The organism is Duncaniella sp. C9 (assembly GCF_004803935.1).
GTDB classification, from domain to species: domain Bacteria; phylum Bacteroidota; class Bacteroidia; order Bacteroidales; family Muribaculaceae; genus Duncaniella; species Duncaniella muris.
The window spans coordinates 850,513-872,370 of sequence record NZ_CP039547.1; the positions used below are offsets into that span (position 1 = coordinate 850,513).

The following is a 21,858-nucleotide window of genomic DNA, read 5'->3' on the forward strand; positions in this document are numbered from 1 at the left end:
GTCCATATTACACCACATATTTTATAACTGATTGACATACATAGTATGTATGACTTTTCAACGAGGAGGAGTACTAAGCCTGCACAAAAGGATTAACCAAAAGAATACCAAAGAGTTGAGCTTCGCGCCACGCGACAGCCCAACTCTTTTTTCCCTTTAGTAATTTTATGTTTGAGAATTTTTAAACAACGAACTCTAAATCAGATCCGATATGTCAGGAAATCATCAGGATGTTTCGAAGGCTGTGATGCATCTTGTGGGGAGGTGTGTCAGGACAAATGAAGATCTATGTGATATTCTTACTGTCCGCTAAACCATGTAGCGGGATAACCGGAAAGGGTATGAACTAAGAGGGTGTTTCATAACAAGAGTTATGAAACACCCTCTAAAATCAGCTGCGGCTCCTTGGGGGCCGCAGCTGATTGTTCGTAGAGTGGAGATCGATTGGAGCCGGGGATAATTACTTAACGGCTATCTTCTTTACATTTTTGCCCTGACGGACGATATAAATGCCTGCCGGGAGATCTTCCAGGCGTGTAGTCAGCTTTATACCGTTAATATCAAAGATCTCGATATTATTATTTTGGGGGTCGATAAAGATAGTATCAATTCCTGATTCAATACCAATTCTGAAGAAGAAATCTTTCCATTGAGGTGCATCTTTGTACAGGTTTTCACTTCCTATGGGTACATACAGCTTACAGTTCCATTTGATTATATCGTCGAGTGCCTGCTTGCCGCATACAGGAGGTGTGGCTGCATACGAGTAGAATTCTGTCAATCCGGTGCAGTCAGAGAATGCCTCTTCGCCAAAAGATGTGGCTTTATCTCCGACTGAAAAGTATTCCATTCCAACGCAACCGGAGAATGCCCATTCACCAATTGATATCAAAGCCGGCGAATTCTCTACTTTTTTCAGAACCTCACAATTTTCAAACGTATGGTTTTTGATTTCCGGGATATTGTTTCCAAATGTCACCGACTGCAATTTTATGCAGTTATAGAAGGCATAGTCGTCTATGACACCGTTGTTATCCAAAGTAATATCTGTAAGATAGTCGTGGTGGTAGAAGGCGTACGCTCCTACGTCAATCACTTTCAGTTTAATTCCCTTATTTGTAACGGTTGGTGGAACTGAGAATACAGCATTAGAGGGTGCATAGAAATAGTCTACGACATTGCAGGTTCTTTCAGACGGGCTGACAGGGACATATACGATTCCCTCAACATCGAACATCGAGCTTAAGAATGGATATAAAATTTGATTTCCGAATTCATACTGGTCGTTAGAGACAAAATTGACAACAGTAATAGTATTAAATGAATAACATCCTTCAGGGGGATTGTTCCCAAGCCAAAAAATCTTTTCGATGCCACTCAAAAAATCGGCAGCGCCTGAAATCTGCGTCACACCAGATCCAACAGTTAACGATTTCAAGGGATTACCCGATAATAGTGCCATATCAAATGACTTGATTGCGTTTGGAATAGTGAAGTCATAAAGTTTACAGCCCAAAAATGCATTTTTGCCGATGCTTGACAAAGTAGCAGGCATGCGTACATACGTAATGTCTTCGCAATATGAGAATGCATTATCGGCGATTGTTTTTACCGTACTCGGTACGGTGTATTCGCCCGATAGCGTTGCAGGGGCAAAGTAGAGGGTAGTTTTCGCCCGGTCAAAAATGACACCGTCCTCTATAGTCGTTTCTTGAGCAGGATACGCAATGGCTTTGCCAGAGCTAAATGGATTGGGAATGTTATCGGGGTACGCCGATTTTTTTAGCCCAGTACAACCACTGAAAGCGTCGTTCCCAATACTCTTAACTGAATTACCTATAATAACGGATGTGAGTCCGGTACAGTTGTAGAAAGCTATTTCATCGATAGTTTGCACTGAATTAGGTATTACAACCGATGTAAGACCGGAACAATTGTAGAAAGCCCTCCCACCTATAGTTAGTACCGAATTCGGTATTACAACCGATGTGAGTCCGGAACAATATGCGAAAGCGCTGTTTCCAATACTCTTAACCGAATTGCCGATAACAACAGAGGTGAGGCCGGTGCAACCATTGAAAGCCCCGATCCCGATATCATCAACTGAATTACCTATAATAACGGAGATGAGACCTATGCATTCGAAGAAAGCACCGTCACCTATAATTTTTACCGAATTCGGTATTTCAACCGATGTGAGTTCGGTGCAATATGAGAAAGCATCATCGGCGATTGTTTTTACCGTACTCGGTACGGTGTATTCGCCCGATAGCGTTACAGGTGCAAAGTAGATGGTAGTTTTCGCGCGGTCAAAAATGACGCCGTCCTCTATAGTCGTTTCTTGAGCAGGATACGCAATAGAGGTGACGTAATTACTAAATGGGTTGGGAATGTTATCGGGATACGCCGATTTTTTTAGCCCCGAACAATTTGCAAAAGCGCTGTACCCGATACTCATAACCGAATTACCGATAACTACGGAGGTAAGTTTGGTGCAGTAGTAGAAAGCGTATTGGTCGATAGATGTTACTGATTCCGGGATGGTGTATTCGCCCGATAGCGTTACAGGTGCAAAGTAGATGGTAGTTTTCGCGCGGTCAAAAATGACACCGTCCTCTATAGTCGTTCCTTGAGCAGAATACGCAAAGGCTATGCCGGTGCTAAAAGGATTGGGAATGTTATCGGGGTACGCCGATTTTTTTAGCCACGAACAATCTGCGAAAGCTTCGTACCCGATACTCATAACCGAATTACCGATAACAACGGAGGTGAGTCCGGTGCACATGTAGAAAGCACGGTCACCTATAGTTTTTACCGAATTCGGTATTTCAACCGATGTAAGTCCGCGGCAATAATAGAAAGCATAGTCGGCTATTTCAACAAGAGTGTACTCGATACCGTTTTTAACAGGAAAATCGGGCAATTCCAGCGCTCCAACAGGCCCGGAAGTAGAGCCGATAACCGCGCATGTTCTTTTTGACTCGCTTAAGACGAGGTAATTTAGCGTGTGTCCTTTGTATGTGTAGGTAAACTCGTCTTGATCCGCCGCGTGTACGGACATCAACAAAGACATTAACCCACACAAGAGTAGTAAAAGTCTTTTCATTTTATTGATTTTTTGTTGATAATGTTGATATTGTTCTTGCCTGATGCCGCTGATCATGGATATGGTCAGGGGCAGAGATACTGATATGCCGGTTCTCTCTTTTGTGTATTTCCGGGGCTTACCACTTGTTCCCTTTGGCGCTGTTTTGGCCTCGCTCCATCAGCATATAGGTAACCATTTTGTTGAGTGCGTTGAATTCGGTTTTAAGTTTTTCGGCATTGGGTTTTGTACCCTCGTTGAGCTTCTGAAATTCGGGGAAGCGGCCGCTTTTTATGGCAATGGAAATTGCAGGGGAGTGGTCAATTGAAATGCTTGAAAGGTCGAGGCTGCCATCGGCATTTCTTTGTACCTTAAAGGGCGCTATCGAGCCATTCGCATGGTAGCTATATACTTTGGCGTATGTGTTGTTGCCGTAAACGGTTGGGCGAGCCATGAGAATATTGTTACTGCCAACCCTGAATTCAGCGATGTCGACTACATGGTGGATGCCTTTATCGGTCAATACGATAATGTTTTTTACAGTTCGGGCAATCCATGATCCCTCGTCGGTTTTGCCGATTATTCCTGAAAGCTTTGATGCCGGCCAGTCTTTGCTGTTGCGTGAAGCTACGCGTCCGGCCAAATTCAGCTGTACCGGATAAAACACATCTGCAAGCTCAATCTCCTGCGCTTCTTTTGCGAGTGAGGAAGCCTCCACCTTTTCATTACTGTCGGCCGACAGGGCAACACAACGGCTCTGAAGGAATTCATGAAATGTCCTTACGGCTGTTGCCACATCATTTGCGGGGCCATAGAGCCAACGGCCGGCGGCATATTCCGCGCCGATGTATCCGAGAATCGTTGTGAATATTTTTTCACAAGCGGTGGCGTTGGTACAGCACAATACACCCAATACGTTTAGATTGGATTCGATCGGCGTCATAAAAGTGGATTGATTGTTCCATAGCCGGAATGCCCTTTTCAAACGGCTGACATAAGAATCGGCGCTCTTCGCGGTGGTCAGACCTCTCTTAGAAAGAAGCCATTTTTTGAAATCAGACAGCATTTTACTTTCCATTGATTACACAACCCAATGGCTTCCGGTCGGGCAATGATTAAACGGAAAAAGCGTGAAGCCGATTGTTGCTCGCTTCACTATCTGAGGCCTTCGCATTGCCTATTCTGTCGAAACGAGCAACGCTGACCCCACGCCGTATGTATATAATCGGCATGCTCCGTCGCGGAGTATGAGGATATTACATACCCATGAGCATCATCGCTGCAAGGTCGCCTGACAGAATTTTTGAAAGTTGCGAAGTTTCAGATAGTCAGAAACCAAGCGTCAATAACGCTTTTTACTAATATGTCTTGGCAAGCTTAGTGGCAAGCCGATAACGTTGCCATTGCTCCGGCTATGGGAGGGATGGCAACACATAAACCCACCTCATCCTCCGGAATAAAGGCTCATTCTAAAGCCTCATTGCCGGCAACGGCGTAGGGTTTAATGTGCAAATATCTGATTTACATTACAGAACCGACAAAATAGACTTACGAGTAAAATCCACGAAAAATCGTTTTAGCCAATTATTGTAGAATAAATCCAAAATTTGTAAATGCAAAGTTAAACTCATTTTTTTACTGCTCCAAAAATGTGGCTGTTTTTTTGAGTCTTTTTTTCTGAATCAGCGTGTTAAAACGATCTCTGATATGAGAAAGCCCGGAGCCGGCCACGCACAAAGTGCGGAGCCGACACCGGGTCGATTTTTTCGAGAATGATGGCCGGGGGAGGGATTGTTGCCTGGACGGGTGTTGCCGCTCTATCGGGCCACATTGTTGCGGATGTCACCGGCAATGAAGCCCCGGAGGTTGTCGGCGGCGATCTGCATGAGGCGTTCGCGGGCTTCTATGGTAGCCCAGCCGAGGTGGGGGGTGATGAAGCAGTTGCGGGCTTTGAGCAGAGGGTTGTCGGCGGCCGGCGGCTCGGTGGAGAGCACGTCGAGCCCGGCGGCGTGGATGCGGCCTGAGTCAAGGGCTTCGGCAAGAGCGTGTTCGTCGATCAGCGGTCCGCGGCCGGTGTTGATGAGTATGGCCGTGGGTTTCATGCCGGCGAGGCGCTTGGCGTCGACCATGTGGCGGGTGCTGTCGGTCAGCGGACAGTGGAGCGAGACGATGTCGGAGGTGGCGAAGAGCTCGTCGAGGCCGGCTTTGCTGACTCCTGCGGGGAGGCTGTCGGGGCTTTTCGATGTGTAGGCCTTGACCTTCATTCCGAATGCGAGGGCTATGCGGCTGACGGCCTGGCCGATGTTGCCCAGCCCGACTATGCCGAATGTCTTTCCGGCGAGTTCGTGGAGCGGGCTGTCCCAGTAGCAGAAATCGGGGCATTCGCTCCAGCGGCCGCGGCGGTTTTCGGCGGTGTAGTGTTCGGCTCTGACGGTGATGGCGAGCAGGTGGGCGAAGACCATCTGGGCTACGGAGTCGGTGCTGTAGGCGGGTATGTTTGTGACCACGATGCCGAGCTCGCGGGCGGCGGGGATGTCGACCACGTTGTAGCCGGTGGCGAGTACGCCTATATATTTCAGATCGGGAAGAGAGCGGAGTATTTCGGCTGTCAGCACGGTCTTGTTTGTCAGCAGGGCTTCCGATCCGGCGGCGCGGCTGAGGATTTCAGATGGTGCCGTGCGGTCATAGACAGTGAACTGACCGAGCTGTTCAAGCGGGCTCCACGACATGTCGCCGGGATTCATGCCGTAGCCGTCGAGGACTGTAATTTTCATTGTTCTTTATTATTATAGAAAGTCTCGTGGATGATGCGCGGGAAGTGCTCTTTTTCGAGCCGGTGGATTTTGCTTTCCACATCGGCAGCCGAGTCCGAGGGGCTGATCTCTACGGGGATCTGTGCTATTATCCGTCCGTCGTCATACTTCTCGCTGACGAAGTGGACGGTGATGCCTGTGCGGCTTTCGCCGGCCTCGACCACGGCTTCATGGACCCTGCGCCCATACATGCCCTTGCCGCCGTAGGCAGGGAGCAGCGACGGATGGATGTTGATGATGCGTCCGGGGTAGCGGGCTATCAGAAACGGCGGCACCATCAGCAGAAAGCCAGCGAGCACAATCAGATCGACCCCGCGGGCTTCCAGCAGTGGCAATATGGTGTCAGGATCTCTGAGACGGTCGGGCGGAAGGACGCATGTTTCCACGCCGAGACTTTCGGCACGGCCGATCACACCCGCCTCAGCCTTGTTGGAGACCACCAGCGCCACCTGGGCCCCGCGGTCGGCCTCGCGGAAATATCTGATTATGTTTTCGGCATTTGATCCGTTGCCTGAGGCGAACACGGCGATCCGGCCCGCCGGATTCGATGATGTTTTCATGGATTCGGAGTTGCGGTTCATGCCTGCAAATATACGAAGCTTTTGCAATAGCTCCAAGCGTGAAATGCAGCCTGATCTCCCCGGCTGTGAACTTTTTCGGATGGCTGGGTGTTAAAAAATAAATAGCATTTATATCTTATATTTGAGTACATGACAAAAATTTGAAAATATCGAATTTCGGCTTGTAGAGAGGTCTGAGCAGTACGTTTGCAATTTCTTCCAGGCCATACTTTACCAGCGATTTGGCTCTCTTGCCGTGTTTCAATATTCTGATAGCTTTAACATTCATATCCTTATGTTCACCAACGAGATACGCCTATACCAATGCCATGCAGACCATCGCGACAAGCCTTGCGATGCGGTCGATGTCGTGCAGGTGTGTGTCCTCGGTGTTGAATCCGGAGGACTTCATGGCGCGAAAGCATGTCTCAATCTGCCAACGCTGTCTGTAAGTCGCTACGGCATCTTCAAGGCGGTTGTAGCAGATCAGGATTTGCAGTTCAGGCACACTATCGGAGTTTTTCAACAATGCTCCGGCGATGTATACATATTCGCCTTTGAGGAGAAACAGTTTGTCGTAGACACGTTCCTGTCCGAGCTTGAGGCCGTGAAACAGATGCCATGCTTTGACAGCCTCGGAGGATTTGGGATTGCGCAGCCAGAAGTTCTGCTTGATTCGCAGGTAGTACCGTATATGTCTGTTGTTGAGATACTCGACCCACTGCTTTCCGACAAACTCGCGGTCTGCGACCAAAGAATCGATGCACTCGACACCGAACAGCGTATAAATCTGTCAATCAGTTGTGCGCGTTCTTTCCAATTGGAGTTTCCGCGTTTGTCGAGCATGGTAAAAAGCAGTAGGAATGCAACACCCTTGTATGTCACTCCAAGCATAAGGATATTGATGTTGACCTCGCCGAATTTCCAGTTGGTACGGTCGAGACTCAGAACCAGTCCTGTCTTGACTGGCAGAAGTGCAGGTATCACTTTGGCGATAAGGTCAAGGTTGAGAGCATATCCGGCAAGGAATCTCTGGAGACGCCGCAAATTGGAATCACGCTCAACGCCCGTAGGCATTGCCGATGCTATCTTGTGGAGGCTGACCGTCAGTACAATACAAAGAGCGTGAAGAACAAACGCAAGCAATTTTATGCGAGCCAAGTTCATTACCGGGCCAAGATGCTCTTGCATAATCGGGACGATTTGATTAACTTTGTCGCAGTCTCCGGGAGTTGTTTTAACTTTCATGGAAAAGCGGTCAAACTTTTCTTTAAAGTTACTAATTTCTCAGGGACTTTTGCAAGAAATAACCAATTAAAAATAAATAACATAACCGACAAAATTCAATTTTTGTCATCTAATCTACTAAAATCCTATATTTTTATGAGAAAATTTTTAACTCTGTTTGTGATCGGAATTGTCGCTGCGATGACATGGAGCTGTTCTGACGATGACGACAAGGACCGTCCGCTGGACTACGAGTCGCTTCCTGCGGTGTCAAAGGCGTTTGTAGAAACTTATTTTCCGGGCGACAAGCCTGTCAAGGTGACACGCGAGGGCAGCAATAGCCGCACGGAATATGATGTGACGCTTGCAAGCGGTTTCAGCGTTGAATTCGATGCTGAGGGAGAATGGACTGATGTAGACGGCCCGATGAACATAGCTATCACTAACGACGGTTTCATCCCGCAGCCGATCCGCGACTATGTGGCCGCGAATTATACCGATGCAGGTATCAACGAGATCTCGCGTGACAGACGCGGCTATGAAGTGGAGCTGACAAACCAGATCGAACTGCAGTTTGACCAGAACGGTAATTTCGTGAGGGTAGACAACTGAACGGCTTTACTATAAGAAAAATCATTAAAAATCGGATCGCTGTGCCTGAATAGCGATCCGATTTTTTGTTTAAAACGCCGGGATTTTTGTAAATTTGCAGGCTAATGTCTTTAATATTCATAATATCATGACTATAGACCAGATTCAGAATGATATAGTGGAGGAGTTCTCTGATGTGGAGGACTGGATGGACCGCTATGGAATGATCATAGATCTCGGCAACAATCTGCCGGAAATCAACGAGGCTTACAAGACGCCCGACCATCTGATAGAGGGCTGTCAGAGCCGTGTGTGGCTCAATGCCGATCTTACGCCTGACGGGCGCGTGCACTATACGGCCGATTCCGATGCTATCATTGTCAAGGGCATCATCTCTCTGCTGATCCAGGTGCTCGACAATCAGACCCCTGACGATATTCTCAAGGCCGACCTGCATTTCATCGATGATATAGGTCTGTCGGAGCATCTTTCGCCTACCCGCTCCAACGGTCTGCTCGCAATGGTGAAGCAGATGCGTCTCTATGCGCTTGCTTTTCAGGCCAAACAGCAGATGAAGTGAGTGGTCTCCGATTTTTCATAAGGGCAATGCTTGCTGTGGCATCGGTGTTTTTCCCTGCTCTGTGTGGCGGGGTGACTCTTGATGTGCTTTCTGGTGAGATTGCCTGCGGAGAACTTGTGGGACGGACCGAGGCTTCGCTGACCCTGCGTGGTTCGGCCAATGCCGCCGATCTGGCGTGGATTGCCGACAACTGCCGTGAACTCCGCATACTTGATCTGAGCGGACTGACCATAGAGCCTTGCAGCCTCGAAAAGGGGCTTGCCAATGGCCTGCGGGAGTTTCCCGGAGGTGTGCTTCCGGCCTATTCGCTGTCTGGGCTGACGGCTCAGACCCTTGTGCTGCCCGAAGGCATTTCTGAGATCTGTGACGGTGCGCTGCTCGGTTCGGCGGTTACAGGTCTGACACTGCCGGCGTCAGTCAGGCTGATCGGTCAAGGGGCATTCGCTGCCTGCGAGGCTTTGCGTCATGTCAGCCTTGGCGCGAGTGTGGAAATCATCGGTCCGTGTGCTTTCAGAGGCTGCGTGTCACTTGCATCGGTCGAGGCTGGCGGGAGCCGACTTGTAGAGATCGGCGAAAAGGCGTTTTCGGGTTGTCGGAAGCTGTCGGCTCTGACTTTCACTTCTCCCGATCCGGCCCTGACAGCCATAGGCGATGAGGCATTCGGGGCCACAGACCTGCAGACCCTTGATCTTTCGGCCTGCACGGCTCTGCGGTCCATAGGGCGCAGGGCTTTTGCCGCTTGTGCATCGCTGGAAGAACTTGTGCTCCCCTCAGGAGTCGTCTATATAGGCGACGGTGTGCTGTTCGGCTGTCAGTCACTGCGTACATTCGCTCTTCCGGAGGCTCTCAATGACTTGCCGGCTATGGCGCTTGCCGGAGCCTCGGCGCTTGAAGATATATCACTCCATGACGGAGTGAGGAGCCTCGGCGAGTATTCTCTGACCGGAATTGACGGCATCACCGGACTTTCACTCCCCTCGTCACTACGCGAAATCGGGACGGGTGTTTTTGAAGGCTGGAGTTCTCTGCAGACCCTGATGGTCGACAAGCATTCCGAAGTGCCGATTTTAGGTGCGGATGTCTGGGCCGGGGTTAATCAGTCGGAAGCCATTCTTACAGTTGCCCCCGGACTTGAAGCGGAATTCGCCGCCGCACCCCAGTGGAAGGAATTCATGATCAGGACTCCTGACGAGTCGACCCTTGACCGCGTTCCGGCCATCGACGACCAGGCGGCTGCGGTTATTGACGCGAAACTTGAAAACTCGGTGCTCACGGTGAAGTCATCAGAGAAAATCTCCGCCGTGACAGTCTATGACACGGACGGCCGCGCAGTGTTCGGGATAGGGGCCAATGGCTCTACGGCATTAGAGACGGCCACCGGCCTGCCTGTCGGGCGCATATACATCGTGGCACTCCGCCTGCACTCCGGAGTCGAGACCGGAATCAAACTTGTCAATATCAAATTATAATCAGCCCCTTTATGGGAAAAAACAAATTAAAGAAATTCGCTGAGATGGAGACGCTCGGATGCGTCTATCAGTATCCTCAGTCGGTGCTTGAAGAGCAGGGTGACTGCCCTCTGCGCGGCCGGTGGGGCCGGGAGGTGTTCGGCAATTCGAATCCGATAGTGCTTGAACTCGGATGCGGCAAAGGGGAATATGCCGTAGGGATGGGCAAGCTTTACCCTGAAAAGAACTTCATCGGCATTGACATCAAAGGCGCCCGCATGTGGACCGGGGCCAAGGAGGTCGATCAGCTCGGACTGAAGAATGTGGCCTTCCTTCGCACTTCGATCCATCTGCTTCCGCGCTTCTTCGCTCCGGGCGAAGTGTCGGAAATCTGGATCACCTTTCCGGACCCGCAGATGAAGAAGGTAAACAAGCGTCTGACCGGCACTCATTTCCTCGACATCTATCGTCAGGTGATGGCTCCCGGAGCCACGGTCCATCTCAAGACCGACAGCCCCTTCCTCTATGCCTACACCTCGGCGATGCTCTCGCACAATTCGATCACTCCGCTCCACTCCACCGACGATCTCTACAACTCTCCCTGCAACGAACTTGTGCCCCCGATCCGCACCTACTACGAGCAGCAGTGGCTTGGCCGCGGCATCCCCAGCAAATACATCGCCTGGCCCCTGCCCGCAGCCGGAGTGAGCCTCTCAGAGCCTGAAGTCGACATCGAGCCTGACACCTACCGCTCGTTCGGGCGCGGAACTCTCCAGGGCTTCTGAACCGAAAGATCCCTTCGGTTGTTGATCACTTACAATACACTTTCAATATCAAATAGAATTCATCACAGGCTATTTTATCCTGCCGTAAAACAATCTGATCCAAATTCATCATGCAACTTTATCCTGCACTGATTACCGATGCTCTCCAGACCGTGCGCTATCCCGGTAACGGCAAGAACCTTGTCGAGGCCGGAATGGTCGAGGATGACATCCGCATCGACGGTGACAGCGTCAGCTTCTCACTGGTTTTCGACAAGCCTACCGACCCCTTCATCAAGTCAATGGCCAAGGCTGCCGAAACAGCTATCCACACTTACATATCTCCTGAAGTCAAAGTGACCGTAAACGTGGCCTCGCGCCAGCCGGCGGCTCCCAAAGATGCCCCTGTGCTTCCCGGAGTCAAAAACATCATAGGTGTCTCCTCAGGCAAGGGCGGAGTAGGCAAGTCGACCGTAGCCTCAAACCTTGCCGTGGCCCTCGCCCAGGAAGGCTACAAGGTGGGTCTGCTTGACGCCGACATATTCGGGCCCTCTATGCCGAAGATGTTCGGAATTGAAGACGAGCAGCTCTACATCCACGAAGTCGACGGCCGTCAGCTCATCATCCCGCAGGAACGCTACGGCGTCAAGCTCCTTTCTATCGGATTTGTGGTAGACAAGGAAAAAGCAGTGCTCTGGCGCGGCTCGATGGCCTCCAACGCGCTCAAGCAGCTTATAACCGATGCCGACTGGGGCGACCTCGACTATTTCCTGATCGACATGCCTCCCGGCACAAGCGATATCCATCTGACCCTCGTGCAGACTCTGCCCATCACCGGAGTAGTAGTAGTCACCACCCCGCAGGAAGTGGCTCTCGCCGATGCCCGCAAGGGCATAGCCATGTTCCGTGAAGACAAGGTCAATGTGCCTATCCTCGGACTGGTCGAGAACATGGCCTGGTTCACACCCGCAGAGCATCCTGACGAGCGCTACTACATCTTCGGCCGTGAAGGAGGAGTGCGTCTGGCCGAAAAACTCGGAGTGCGCCTGCTCGCTCAGATCCCACTCGTGGCTTCTATAGCCGACTGCGGCGACAACGGCACACCGATAGCTCTTGACGGCAGCGTGACAGCCCAGGCCTTCGCCCATCTTGCCCGTGAGGTGTCTGACGCAGTGGCCGAGCGCAACCGCGAACTGCCGCCTACCCACAAGGTGGAACTCAAGCACTGATCATCACAAAATCCCGGCGGCTTTACCGAGCCGCCGGAAAAACAATATCCTCTCACGTCAACTCAACACTATTGCCATTTATGAGAAATTTCCTACGCCAGTTTGTGCTTGTGGCCATAGGAGCCGGTTCGTGGCTCGCCGGGAGCGCAGCAATTCCCGCAGGCTACTATTCGAGCCTTAAGGGAAAGTCAGGAGCCGAGCTTAAGACTGCGGTCTTTCAGGTGATCAACCCTCACACCACGGTTTCGAGCTACAGCAACCTGCCCCAGTACTTCCAGAAGACAGACGTCTATCCTTCATCGAAACAATGGTGGGACATGTATTCCAACGTAAAGCGCTATGCGCCGAGTTTTTCCGGCCTGAACCGCGAGCATGCTTTCCCTAAAAGCTGGTGGAAGCAGAACGGCAGTGTGGAATACACCCCGGCCTACATTGACCTGAACCATCTCTATCCCGCTGACGGACCTGCCAACCAGGCCAAGAGCAACTATCCGCTTGGCGTGACAGGCAGCAACCCGAAGTTTGACAACGGTGTCAGCCGTATCGGCTATCCGGTGTCAGGCCAGGGAGGTGGCGCGCAATATGTGTTCGAGCCGGCTGACGAATACAAAGGTGATTTCGCCCGCGCCTATTTCTACGTGGTGACCTGCTATCAGAATCTGACCTGGAACAGCACATGGATGCTTCAGCATAACACCTATCCGACTCTTGCGCCCTGGGCCGTCGATCTGCTGCTCAAGTGGCATCGCGCCGACCCTGTTGACCAGAAAGAGACCGACCGTAACGAAGTTGTCTACAGCTATCAGAACAACCGCAACCCCTTCATTGACTTTCCTGACCTTGCCGAGTATATCTGGGGCAACAAGTTCGGCGAGTCTTTCGAGCCGGGCAGCTCTTCGGAGCCGGGAGGCGACCCGATTCTGATCAATCCGGTCAACAACACCGCCCTTGACTTTGCCGAAGTGGCCGTAGGCAGCACCACCACAGCTCTCCTCTATCTCAAAGGCGAGAGCCTTTCCGGCAACGTGTCGCTCCGCATCTCAGGCACCGACCGCAACATGTTCACCCTCGATCCTGCCGCACAGAGTCCCAAGCTCTCCGCCAGCATCTCGGCCTCGCTCATCAATGCAGCCGGAGGCTATCAGCTCCAGGTTTCATATAAGCCCACCGCAGTAGGCGAGCACAGTGCCAAGATCTCCATCTATGACGGCGGCACCGTCGGCACCACCACCGTCAATCTTCTCGGCCAGGCACTCGAAGTCCCGACCCTCAGCCGTCTGACCGCCTATGATCCGTCAGACATCACGGCGACCTCCTACAAGGCCTCTTGGTCAGAAGCTCCTGAAGTGGTTGACTACTATCTGCTGACACGCATACGCACCATCAATGGAAATATGGTCGAGGAGAAGATCGAGTGCGACGAGAACTATGCCGTTATCGACGACTATGATCCCTCGGTTTCCGAAGCCTATTATGTGCAGAGCAGCCGCCTGGGCTATCTCTCCGAACCATCCGAAACCAAGTTTGTCAGCCAGTCAGGCATCTCCAACGTGGAGACCGACAATCCCTTCTCGGTTGAAAGCTATCCCGGCTGTGTGCGTTTCCGTTGCGCCGGAGTCCACACCGATGTCTGCATCTATGACATGACCGGACGTCTTGTCATGAGCATCTCCGAGATCACTGACGGCCATGAGATCACACTCCCCTATGGCATCTATCTTGTCCGCAGCGCCCAGCATCCCGCCGCCGTCCGCATCATAGCAAGATAAACCGCGCGGCCCGGCCCGCCCCCCGACATATAAATCCGGTCCACAGCAAAGACTGCAACAGACAGCCCTTGCCGTGGACCGGATTTTGTTTATAAAACGCATGTTTCGAAATCAATGATCAGCTGCAAATCCCGGAAAAGGTGTCAGCGGATTCAGAGGTCGTCTTGCGGATACCCGTGGTCTGCGGGGCCATCCGGGGTGGTAAATCGGTGTCCTCGACCGGACACCATATTTGAATGAATGTCTTTTTCCCCGACACCTACGCGCATTGCGCTGCGGTGTCGAGGGCTACTATTAAATCGGTGTCCTGCCGGACACCCGCTAACCGTAGTCCCTCCGAACCTTGTCGGATGCTTGCCGATTGCATAGCTGTCCGGCCCCCTCCGTCAGCAGCCCCTCTGGAACTTGTCGGATGTCCGCCGATCGCATAGCCGTCCGGACCCCGCCTTCCACGGCCCCTTCGGAATCCGCCTTGTAGGGTTCGTCGTTGCACTGCGTATCTGTCCTGGTCACGTAGCGCGTGTTGAGACCGGATGGGCGTCCGGAGGACGCAGATTTACTCGTAGCCCGTGACACCGCAGCGCAAAGCGCGCAGGTGTCACGGGTTTGCAATTCCCCCTGCATATGGTGTCCGGTCGAGGACACCGATTTACCGTCAGGTATGGTGTGTTTCCGCATTATCGCACTCTTTCGGAGACCCGGTATTGAATCTTTGCAAAAGTTCTTTTCGATATGGATTTTGACAACAGCTTTCTTACATAGGCCTGGTGTCAGAAACGCGCCTTGCAGTATGTAAAATCGTGGCTGTCGGCAACAGCTGAGTAAGAGGTTGTGATGCCCCGTCATCGTTAATAAATATTGGGGAGCGGGGTCTTTATTGCTCTTCCTCCATGAATTCGATTTCCTGGAGGAGATTGAGGCAAAGGGGAAGGATGAGTGCTGTGGCTACCGGGAGTTCGGCCTCGGCAAAGGGCTTGATTTCCTTGGGATGGGTGTAGACCAGATTGCTCATCAGGCGGAAGGCGCCGTAGCGGTGCATTTCGTCAGTGGCGCTTGCAGCTTCCAGTGCAAGGTCGAGCGCGTAGGGCTGATGGCGCAGCAGGCGGTGGCAGAGAATATCGGCCACCTCGGTTGTCTGCGCCTCACGGAGCATCTCGGCAGCGCGCTCGCGCGTCAGCTCCTCGCGCGGATAGACCATAGGACTCAGCAGGCGGCTTTCGCGAGTGCGGATGTCGGCCCACAGCTCCTCGGCCAGTTCGCGGCTATGTGGAAGTGTGGCGGCAATGTCGGCAATCTGCGGAAGGTTGAGGCCGAAAATCATTTTGTATTGCAGGCCTCCGCGGCGGATGGTGTCGGCCACTATACCGTTGCGCATGGCGAAGAAATTCCGTTTGATCTGCTGGAAGCGGTTGAATTCTGTCATCGCTGAAGAGTTGATTTTCATGCAAAATTACTGCATATTAATCAATTTTCATAGTTGGATTGTTAAAAAAGAAACGCTTCAACGATTCTGATTTATGAAACATATGCTGACTCTGTGGCTCGTCATGGCCATAGCGGGAGTGCAGGCTGCATCGCAGACTCCAGACACGGTTCCGCCCATCACGCCGGAAGGCTTTGTGACACCTGGCGGAGCTATGGGACGTCCGCCACGTCCCGACCGCCCCACCGTGGGGCTTGTGCTCAGCGGCGGAGGTGCCAAGGGCATAGCCCACATAGGCATGATCCAGGCTCTGGAAGATGCCGGAATCCCGATCGACTATATCACCGGCACTTCGATGGGGGCGATAGTGGGGGGCCTCTATGCCTCCGGCTATTCCCCAGCAGAGATGATAGAGCTGATCGCATCGAGAGACTTCAGCTACTGGAGCGCAGGGAGGATTGATCCGGCTGATACCTATTATTTCACCTCGCGACGCGACACTCCCTCGTTTGTGACCTTCAACCTCGGCAAGGATTCCACCCAGATCACATCGGTCCTGCCGGTCAGCCTGATCAACCCGATTCCGATGAACTATGCCTTTTTTCAGCTGTTCAGCCCCTACACCCTGCAGTGCGGCGGTGATTTCAACAAGCTTTTTGTACCCTACCGCTGCGTGACCTCTGACGTTTATGCCAAACACAAGGTGGTGCTCGGACGCGGTCCCTTGGGCGATGCCGTCAGGATGTCGATGTCGTTTCCGATGGTGTTCGAGCCCATACAGCTTGATGGGGTGCCGATGTATGACGGCGGTATCTATGACAACTATCCCGTCGATGTGATGATGGAGGAGTTTGCCCCCGACGCGGTGATCGGAGTCAACGTGGCCTCCGGAAAAACGGCCCCCGACTCGCGCAATATGATGGATCAGCTCGAAGAGATGATAATGCAGCCCAACGACTATCCCTTTCCGGCCGACAAGGGCATCAGCATACGCATCGACCTTGACGAATTCGGGCTTCTCGCCTTTGACAGATACCGGGAGATCTATGACATAGGCTACAGGCGCGGACTGGAGATGATGGACTCCATCAAGGCGAAGATCCCTGAGCGCACCGACCGCCGGACGGTAGAGTCCGCGCGGGCGCGCTTCAAGAGCCGCACTCCGCAGGTGCGCATCGGCAAGGTGACGGTCAGCGGCGGCAAAGCGGTTGAAAACGCCTACCTGCAGTCGTTTTTCGGCCACAGGCATGAGGGTGACAGCACTCTCGACCTGCGGCAGGGGCGCGATGCCTACTACCGTGCAGCCACCGCCACAGGAATTCAGAACTTCGTCCCCACACCCTGGTTCAACGTGCGCGACAGTCTGGTCAATCTCGACTTCAAGGCCGTCATAAAAGATCCGTTCACCGTGGGAGTGGGCGGCTACATATCATCATCGACAAACAGTATGCTCTTCTTCAATGCCGGCTACAACCGCCTTAGCTTCAAGACACTGAAAGCCAACGTCAACGCATGGCTCGGACAGAGCTACATGGCCGCCGAAGGAGATTTCAGCTACTTTTTTGACACGAGCCGCCCCTCGGCACTTGTGGCAAGAGTGGTCACCTCGCGTCAGAAATATCATGAGACCGAGAAACTCTTCTATCAGATACATGAGCCGGATTTCATAGTCAAATCCGAGACATTCGCCCGGCTGTTCTATACCACTGCGCCATCAATGCGCTCCCAGCTGACCGCAGGGGCGGGTTACGGCCATCTGACCGACAAATTTCACTCCGAACTTCTCGGCTCCGGCGATCTGTCGGGTCGCAACAAGGGCATATCCGATCTTGGCGAGATTTTTGCATCATGGGAGCTGAACACTCTCGACAACCAGCTCAACCCAACCTCAGGCATAGACCTGCGCAGCGAAGTGCTCGGTGCGGCCGGCCGTTACCGCTACAGGGCTGACAGTGACGGCGACCATTCCTACAGCCGCAATCTCCGCTGGCTGCAGCTGTCGGCCTCCGTGGCAGACTATCTTGTGCTTGACAAAGCTTTCTCTTTAGGGCTGCTCGGCAATGCGCTGCTCTCCACCCGCAAGCTGCTGCCCACCTACGATGCGTCAATCGTTGCCGCAGAGGCTTTCCACCCTACGCCGTCGAGCTACAACTATTTCAACACCAAGCTGCGGGCCAATTCCTTCCTGGCGGCCGGAGTGGCTCCCGTGTGGAAAATCTCAGGCTCGTTTCAGCTCCGGGGATCGTTCCACTGCTTCCTGCCCGTGCGCAAGATTGTCTATGACAGCGGCCGGGCGGCTTACGGCAAGTGGCTTCACGATCCGGAATTCTTCGGCGAGGTCCAGGCCGTGCTTGCATTGCCGTTTGGCTCGATCAGCGCCTATGGCAACTATACCCCCGCCCATGACAGCAACTGGAACTTCGGCATCTCGATAGGTGCCTTTATTCTCGCACCACGCTTTCTGAAGTAGGGGGCCAGGGCCGGCCGTCGATCAGCAGCGTCCGGCAGCCCAGCGAGGCTGCCGGCAGAATATCCTTGTCCATGCTGTCGCCTATGACGAGGATCTCCTCAGGCGGAAGGCCGAGAGCTTCGACTCCGAGACGGAAGATGGCCGGATCGGGCTTGCACACCCCGACGCGGGCGCTTTCGATCACGGCTTTGAAGTATTCAGCGAGCCCGAAATCGGTGATGACGGCTTCGAGATTGCCGTAGAAGTTCGACACGAGAACAAGCGGATAGTCCTGGGCCAGTTTCTCAAGCATCGGCCGGGCCTCGGCAGTGCAGCTGCGGGCGCTCTCGTAGCAGTGGCGCGCTATGGCCTCGCGGGTAGCCGCATCGGGCTGCGGATCGAGCTGCGAGCATTCGGCCTCGATCTTTTTACGCATCAGATCCAGGAAGGTGTCAGACGGGTCGACCGCTCCAGGCTGTGCGAGCTGACGCTCTCCGTAGATGTAGGCTCTGACAAAGTCTTCGATCTCAGGCTCTAAGCCGGCGGCAATGTAGGCTTCGAGTATTATGTGGCTCCAGTGGTCACCGTGGCTGTCGAGGGTGCCGCCGTAGTCAAAAATGATGCCACTGACATCGTCGGGGACAAGCATTGGCATATCAATATAGTCCATTCCTGAGGCTGTTTGTGAAGCGTTTGCAGATTTTTTCGTGGCGTATGATCATGTAGACCAGCAGAGCATTGAACACCGTGAGTTCCACCAGAAAGTAGAGCCACGGCTGTCCGATGAAGAGGGCTGTGAACAGAGTGATGACACGCCAGTTGAATGAAAGAATGTTGGTGAACTTCATCAGCGGCAGCGAAGCCCGGCGGAAGTCCTCGCGGAAACTCTGAGGGACTCGGCCGTCGGGGAAGCTCTCGCGCAGCTGACGGCGCAGGGCCTGCATGGCGGGCGCAGTGGCCTCCTGCTGGCGGGTATAGGCAAGATAGAAGGCCATTGACAGACGTTTCCAGAAATGCCTGCGCCAGGTGATGCCGGCATCTTCGAGCTGCCGGCGCAGCTGCGGGGCGCTGTCCAGCTCGCTCCCGTCCTCGCCTTTGAGGAAATAGAGATGGAACTGGCGGTAATAGTCGGCCATCGCGGCTTGCTTGGTGTGACACATGCCTGTGATTGCGGCCGTCAGCCACAGAATCCAGTGGTGTTCGCTGAAAAAGGGCGAGAAGGTGTTTTCACGCAGCACTATGGCTATGTAGATGGCCGCAAACCAGAAATCGCCGCAGAGGCCGTCGAGTATGCGTCCTATGCGTGAATAGCTGTGAGTCATGCGGGCAAGCTGTCCGTCGGCGCTGTCAAAGGAGTTGGCCCATACGAGCAGCAGCATTCCGGCCACGTTGATCCATAGGTCCGGGAAATAGAAGAGCACACCGGCGCCTATGCCGAGAAAGATCGCGGCAATGGTGATGGCGTTGGGAGAGACCCCTGAGTGCGCGGCCAGCCGCGCCCACATGTAGCCTATGGGGCGGTAGAAAGCCAGGTCGATACCCTCTTCGGTATCCATTGACTTCAGCGAGCGGCGGTAGTCGTCCTTCAGACTCTGTTTCATCGGCTCTTTGGGGTGGAGGGTGATGCCACATAAGAGGCATAGGCGCTCATGAACCGGGCGAATGCCGGAATTTTCATCAGTCCGTACTCAAACAGGGCATATCCGGCCAGAGTGCAGCCTATTCCGGCAAGCACGTCAAGGATATAGTGGTGCGATGTATATACGGCTGTGAACCAGATGCCGAGGCAGATGAAGGCGAAAAGCGCGCGCATCCATCCGGGGCAGCGGGCCTTGAGCGAGTAGAGTAAGGCTATGAGCATGTAGGCCGCATGGAGCGAGGGCATGGCGGCAAAGACGTTGGCGTTGCGCGAGTAGAGCCCGTGGAATATGCCGAGGCCTGTCATCTCGTCCCATTTGCCGAGTCCGGCCACTTCGCCGGGAGTACCGACAATGAAGTCAAAGCCGTGAGAGGCCACATACCACGGCGGGGCTGCCGGGTGGATGTAGTAGACGGCGAATCCGATGAGGTTGACAAGCAGGAACACCAGCGAGAAGTGGAGGTAGGCCGGATACTGGCGTTTGAAATAGAGCCAGATGCCGAAGAGGATGGGCACCGGAACCCAGCAGAGATAGAAGATGCCGGCCATGAAGTCCATCAGGCGGCAGTTGTGCAGGGCGAAAAATTCGTTGGGAGTGAGCGTTCCGGCGGCCGATGCGATGCCGAAGAGGCTTTTTTCGGTGTCATAGAGCGCGCGGATGTCAACCGGATTCACCTCGTAGTTGGGGAGTATGTTCATCCAGTCATATGAGATGGCGAAGACGGCGAAGGGCAACATCGCCACTACGAAACGGCGTGAAGTGGCCGTGATGAAGAGCAGCAGAGTCAGCGTCCCGGCTATGTAGAGATGTTCGGGGCGGAATCCGACGCAGATGCTTGTCACCGCGACCCAGAGCAGCACCACCGGAATGATGATGGCCGTTTCGCGGCGCGTGGGAAATGAAAATCCTGTCATGGTAATGATTGGAATTGTGTAGTCCTTTGAGACCTTTGGAACTTGTTGTCTTACAAGTTCTTACTTCTTGCAGAGGAGACGGCGGCAGTGGTTGATGCGGGCAAATGCGGTGATGTTGGCGAAGACGGCTATCACAGCCATGCAAAAAATGAGGATGTTGACGGCATCGAAGTCGGCCGGGCTGACACACTGGCCTGTTATGCCTGTGGCGAGGGCGCCGATTGTGGTGACCACCACACGTTCGGGGCGCTGCATGAAGCCCACCTTGCATTCGAGTCCGAGGCCTTCGGCGCGGGCACGCACATAGCTGACCATGATCGAGCCCACGAGGGCCACGAAAGTGATCAGAGCGCCGATCACGTAGCCGGTCTGGATCAGGTAGTAGCTGAGACCGCCGAGGGTGAAGAGCTCGCAGTAGCGGTCGAGCACCGAGTCATACATGGCTCCGAAGGTCGAGGTCATGTTGCCGAGGCGGGCCACCTGGCCGTCGAGCATGTCAAAGAGCGAGAAGAGGATGATGACCACACCGCCCCAGGTAATGAGCGGATAGTTCATATCGGTTCCGGGAGTGGCACTGTAGCCGGCGTAGACGAAGATAGCTGCCGCGGCGATGTTGCCGAGCAGGCCTATGGTGGTGACCATGTTGGGGGTGACGCCTATGCGGATCAGAAAGCGCACAAAGGGGTTGATGATGAAGTATATGCCTTGCTGGAGGCTATCGCGGAAACGCTTGAATGTCGATGATTTCTGTGTCATTGTCATTTCGTTTTCAGCCATTGTTTTCAATATTGGGATTACGTTTGTTCTATAGTGTTTTTTTTGAGAATAGATCGACCAGGCGGATGGCATAGGGGTCGAACGGAGTCTTGCGGTAGACAAAATTGCGCTGCAACACGAAGTTCCATCCCCATGACACGGCCAGCGATGCCGCCAGTCGTGATGCGGCGAAAATGCCGTCGGGCTTGAAGCCGAGGTCGAGCAGCCACTGCCAGTGGCTCATCAGAGTGGCCAGGCCGGTGGTGCCATACATGTTGAGAAGCAGCGATCCGGTCCATACGAGGAAATATTTCACCCCTACAGCCTTCACGCTCTGGCCTGCGGCATGGAAGGTGAAGCGGTAGTTGATGCAGCAGTTCACTATGCCTCCGGCTATGGCTCCAATGGCCACCGAGAGGTTCGACCGGTAGAAGGGGTCGAGGGCCACGAAGACGAAGGAGTAGAGCAGCATGCTTGTGCCCAGATCGATCCACGATGCCACCTGCGACGAGACTGACGAGCGCAGGAAGGTGGAGATCAGGCCTCCGCCGTGGAGAAATTTGTCTTTCAACTCTCTGTATCTTGACATTTCGTTGCGTGATTTAGGTGA

At 53.3% G+C, this 21,858-nt stretch carries 17 protein-coding genes and 1 pseudogene; 7 read left to right on the forward strand and 11 right to left on the reverse strand.

Annotation, left to right across the window (positions count from 1 at the left end):
* Positions 1–460: 460 nt before the first annotated feature.
* From E7745_RS03510 to E7745_RS03530, 5 genes and pseudogenes are all read right to left on the reverse strand, one after another.
* On the reverse strand, positions 461–3,163 hold the full coding sequence (locus E7745_RS03510; RefSeq protein WP_136408312.1) for a leucine-rich repeat domain-containing protein: 2,703 nt from the start codon (positions 3,161–3,163) through the stop codon (positions 461–463).
* 61 nt (positions 3,164–3,224) lie between these two features.
* A complete protein-coding gene (locus E7745_RS03515; RefSeq protein WP_168181982.1) occupies positions 3,225–4,163 on the reverse strand; it encodes a hypothetical protein in 939 nt (312 codons plus the stop codon).
* A gap of 739 nt (positions 4,164–4,902) precedes the next feature.
* Positions 4,903–5,859 carry a D-2-hydroxyacid dehydrogenase gene (locus E7745_RS03520; protein WP_136408314.1) on the reverse strand — a complete coding sequence of 319 codons (957 nt, stop codon included), beginning with the start codon at positions 5,857–5,859 and terminating at the stop codon, positions 4,903–4,905.
* Entirely contained in the window at positions 5,856–6,479 is a 624-nt protein-coding gene (gene purN / locus E7745_RS03525) for a phosphoribosylglycinamide formyltransferase (protein WP_240740361.1), read from the reverse strand. Before purN ends, E7745_RS03520 begins: the two co-directional genes overlap by 4 nt.
* A gap of 115 nt (positions 6,480–6,594) precedes the next feature.
* A pseudogene (locus tag E7745_RS03530) lies at positions 6,595–7,706 on the reverse strand (IS4 family transposase).
* Positions 7,707–7,841: 135 nt separating this feature from the next.
* Between E7745_RS03530 and E7745_RS03535 the strand changes: the two are divergent.
* The 6 genes from E7745_RS03535 to E7745_RS03560 all read left to right on the forward strand — a co-directional run bounded on the left by E7745_RS03535 (position 7,842) and on the right by E7745_RS03560 (position 14,066).
* A complete protein-coding gene (locus E7745_RS03535; protein WP_168181984.1) occupies positions 7,842–8,297 on the forward strand; it encodes a PepSY-like domain-containing protein in 456 nt (151 codons plus the stop codon).
* Between the two features lie 127 nt (positions 8,298–8,424).
* Positions 8,425–8,856 carry a SufE family protein gene (locus E7745_RS03540; RefSeq protein ID WP_123398969.1) on the forward strand — a complete coding sequence of 144 codons (432 nt, stop codon included), beginning with the start codon at positions 8,425–8,427 and terminating at the stop codon, positions 8,854–8,856.
* Between the two features lie 26 nt (positions 8,857–8,882).
* Positions 8,883–10,325, forward strand: a complete 1,443-nt coding sequence (locus tag E7745_RS03545; protein ID WP_168181987.1) for a leucine-rich repeat domain-containing protein — start codon at positions 8,883–8,885, stop codon at positions 10,323–10,325.
* 11 nt (positions 10,326–10,336) lie between these two features.
* Positions 10,337–11,089 carry a tRNA (guanosine(46)-N7)-methyltransferase TrmB gene (gene trmB, locus E7745_RS03550; RefSeq protein WP_107031057.1) on the forward strand — a complete coding sequence of 251 codons (753 nt, stop codon included), beginning with the start codon at positions 10,337–10,339 and terminating at the stop codon, positions 11,087–11,089.
* A gap of 110 nt (positions 11,090–11,199) precedes the next feature.
* On the forward strand, positions 11,200–12,297 hold the full coding sequence (locus E7745_RS03555; RefSeq protein ID WP_123398971.1) for an Mrp/NBP35 family ATP-binding protein: 1,098 nt from the start codon (positions 11,200–11,202) through the stop codon (positions 12,295–12,297).
* Between the two features lie 80 nt (positions 12,298–12,377).
* Positions 12,378–14,066, forward strand: a complete 1,689-nt coding sequence (locus E7745_RS03560; RefSeq protein WP_136408316.1) for an endonuclease — start codon at positions 12,378–12,380, stop codon at positions 14,064–14,066.
* Positions 14,067–14,940: 874 nt separating this feature from the next.
* Here the strand turns inward: E7745_RS03560 and E7745_RS03565 are convergent.
* The gene (locus tag E7745_RS03565; RefSeq protein WP_124075675.1) at positions 14,941–15,489 is read right to left on the reverse strand and encodes a hypothetical protein; all 549 of its coding nucleotides are present in this window, start codon (positions 15,487–15,489) and stop codon (positions 14,941–14,943) included.
* Positions 15,490–15,583: 94 nt separating this feature from the next.
* Here E7745_RS03565 and E7745_RS03570 point away from each other — a divergent pair, with 94 nt between their 5' ends.
* The gene (locus E7745_RS03570; RefSeq protein WP_124075674.1) at positions 15,584–17,959 is read left to right on the forward strand and encodes a patatin-like phospholipase family protein; all 2,376 of its coding nucleotides are present in this window, start codon (positions 15,584–15,586) and stop codon (positions 17,957–17,959) included.
* Here the strand turns inward: E7745_RS03570 and E7745_RS03575 are convergent.
* Genes E7745_RS03575 through E7745_RS03595 form a run of 5 tightly spaced genes read right to left on the reverse strand, consistent with a single transcriptional unit; the run spans position 17,931 to position 21,837 of the window.
* Complete coding sequence (locus E7745_RS03575) at positions 17,931–18,608, reverse strand: HAD family hydrolase (protein ID WP_124075673.1); 678 nt, start codon at positions 18,606–18,608, stop codon at positions 17,931–17,933. The two genes, E7745_RS03570 and E7745_RS03575, sit on opposite strands and share 29 nt — an antisense overlap.
* Entirely contained in the window at positions 18,595–19,539 is a 945-nt protein-coding gene (locus E7745_RS03580) for a CDP-alcohol phosphatidyltransferase family protein (protein ID WP_124075672.1), read from the reverse strand. The genes E7745_RS03575 and E7745_RS03580 overlap by 14 nt, the downstream gene beginning before the upstream one ends.
* Positions 19,536–20,492, reverse strand: a complete 957-nt coding sequence (locus tag E7745_RS03585) for a phosphatase PAP2 family protein (RefSeq protein ID WP_124075671.1) — start codon at positions 20,490–20,492, stop codon at positions 19,536–19,538. Before E7745_RS03585 ends, E7745_RS03580 begins: the two co-directional genes overlap by 4 nt.
* Before the next feature lie 60 nt (positions 20,493–20,552).
* Complete coding sequence (locus E7745_RS03590; protein ID WP_240597552.1) at positions 20,553–21,269, reverse strand: CDP-alcohol phosphatidyltransferase family protein; 717 nt, start codon at positions 21,267–21,269, stop codon at positions 20,553–20,555.
* Between the two features lie 28 nt (positions 21,270–21,297).
* A complete protein-coding gene (locus E7745_RS03595; protein ID WP_107031065.1) occupies positions 21,298–21,837 on the reverse strand; it encodes a GtrA family protein in 540 nt (179 codons plus the stop codon).
* Positions 21,838–21,858 lie beyond the last annotated feature (21 nt).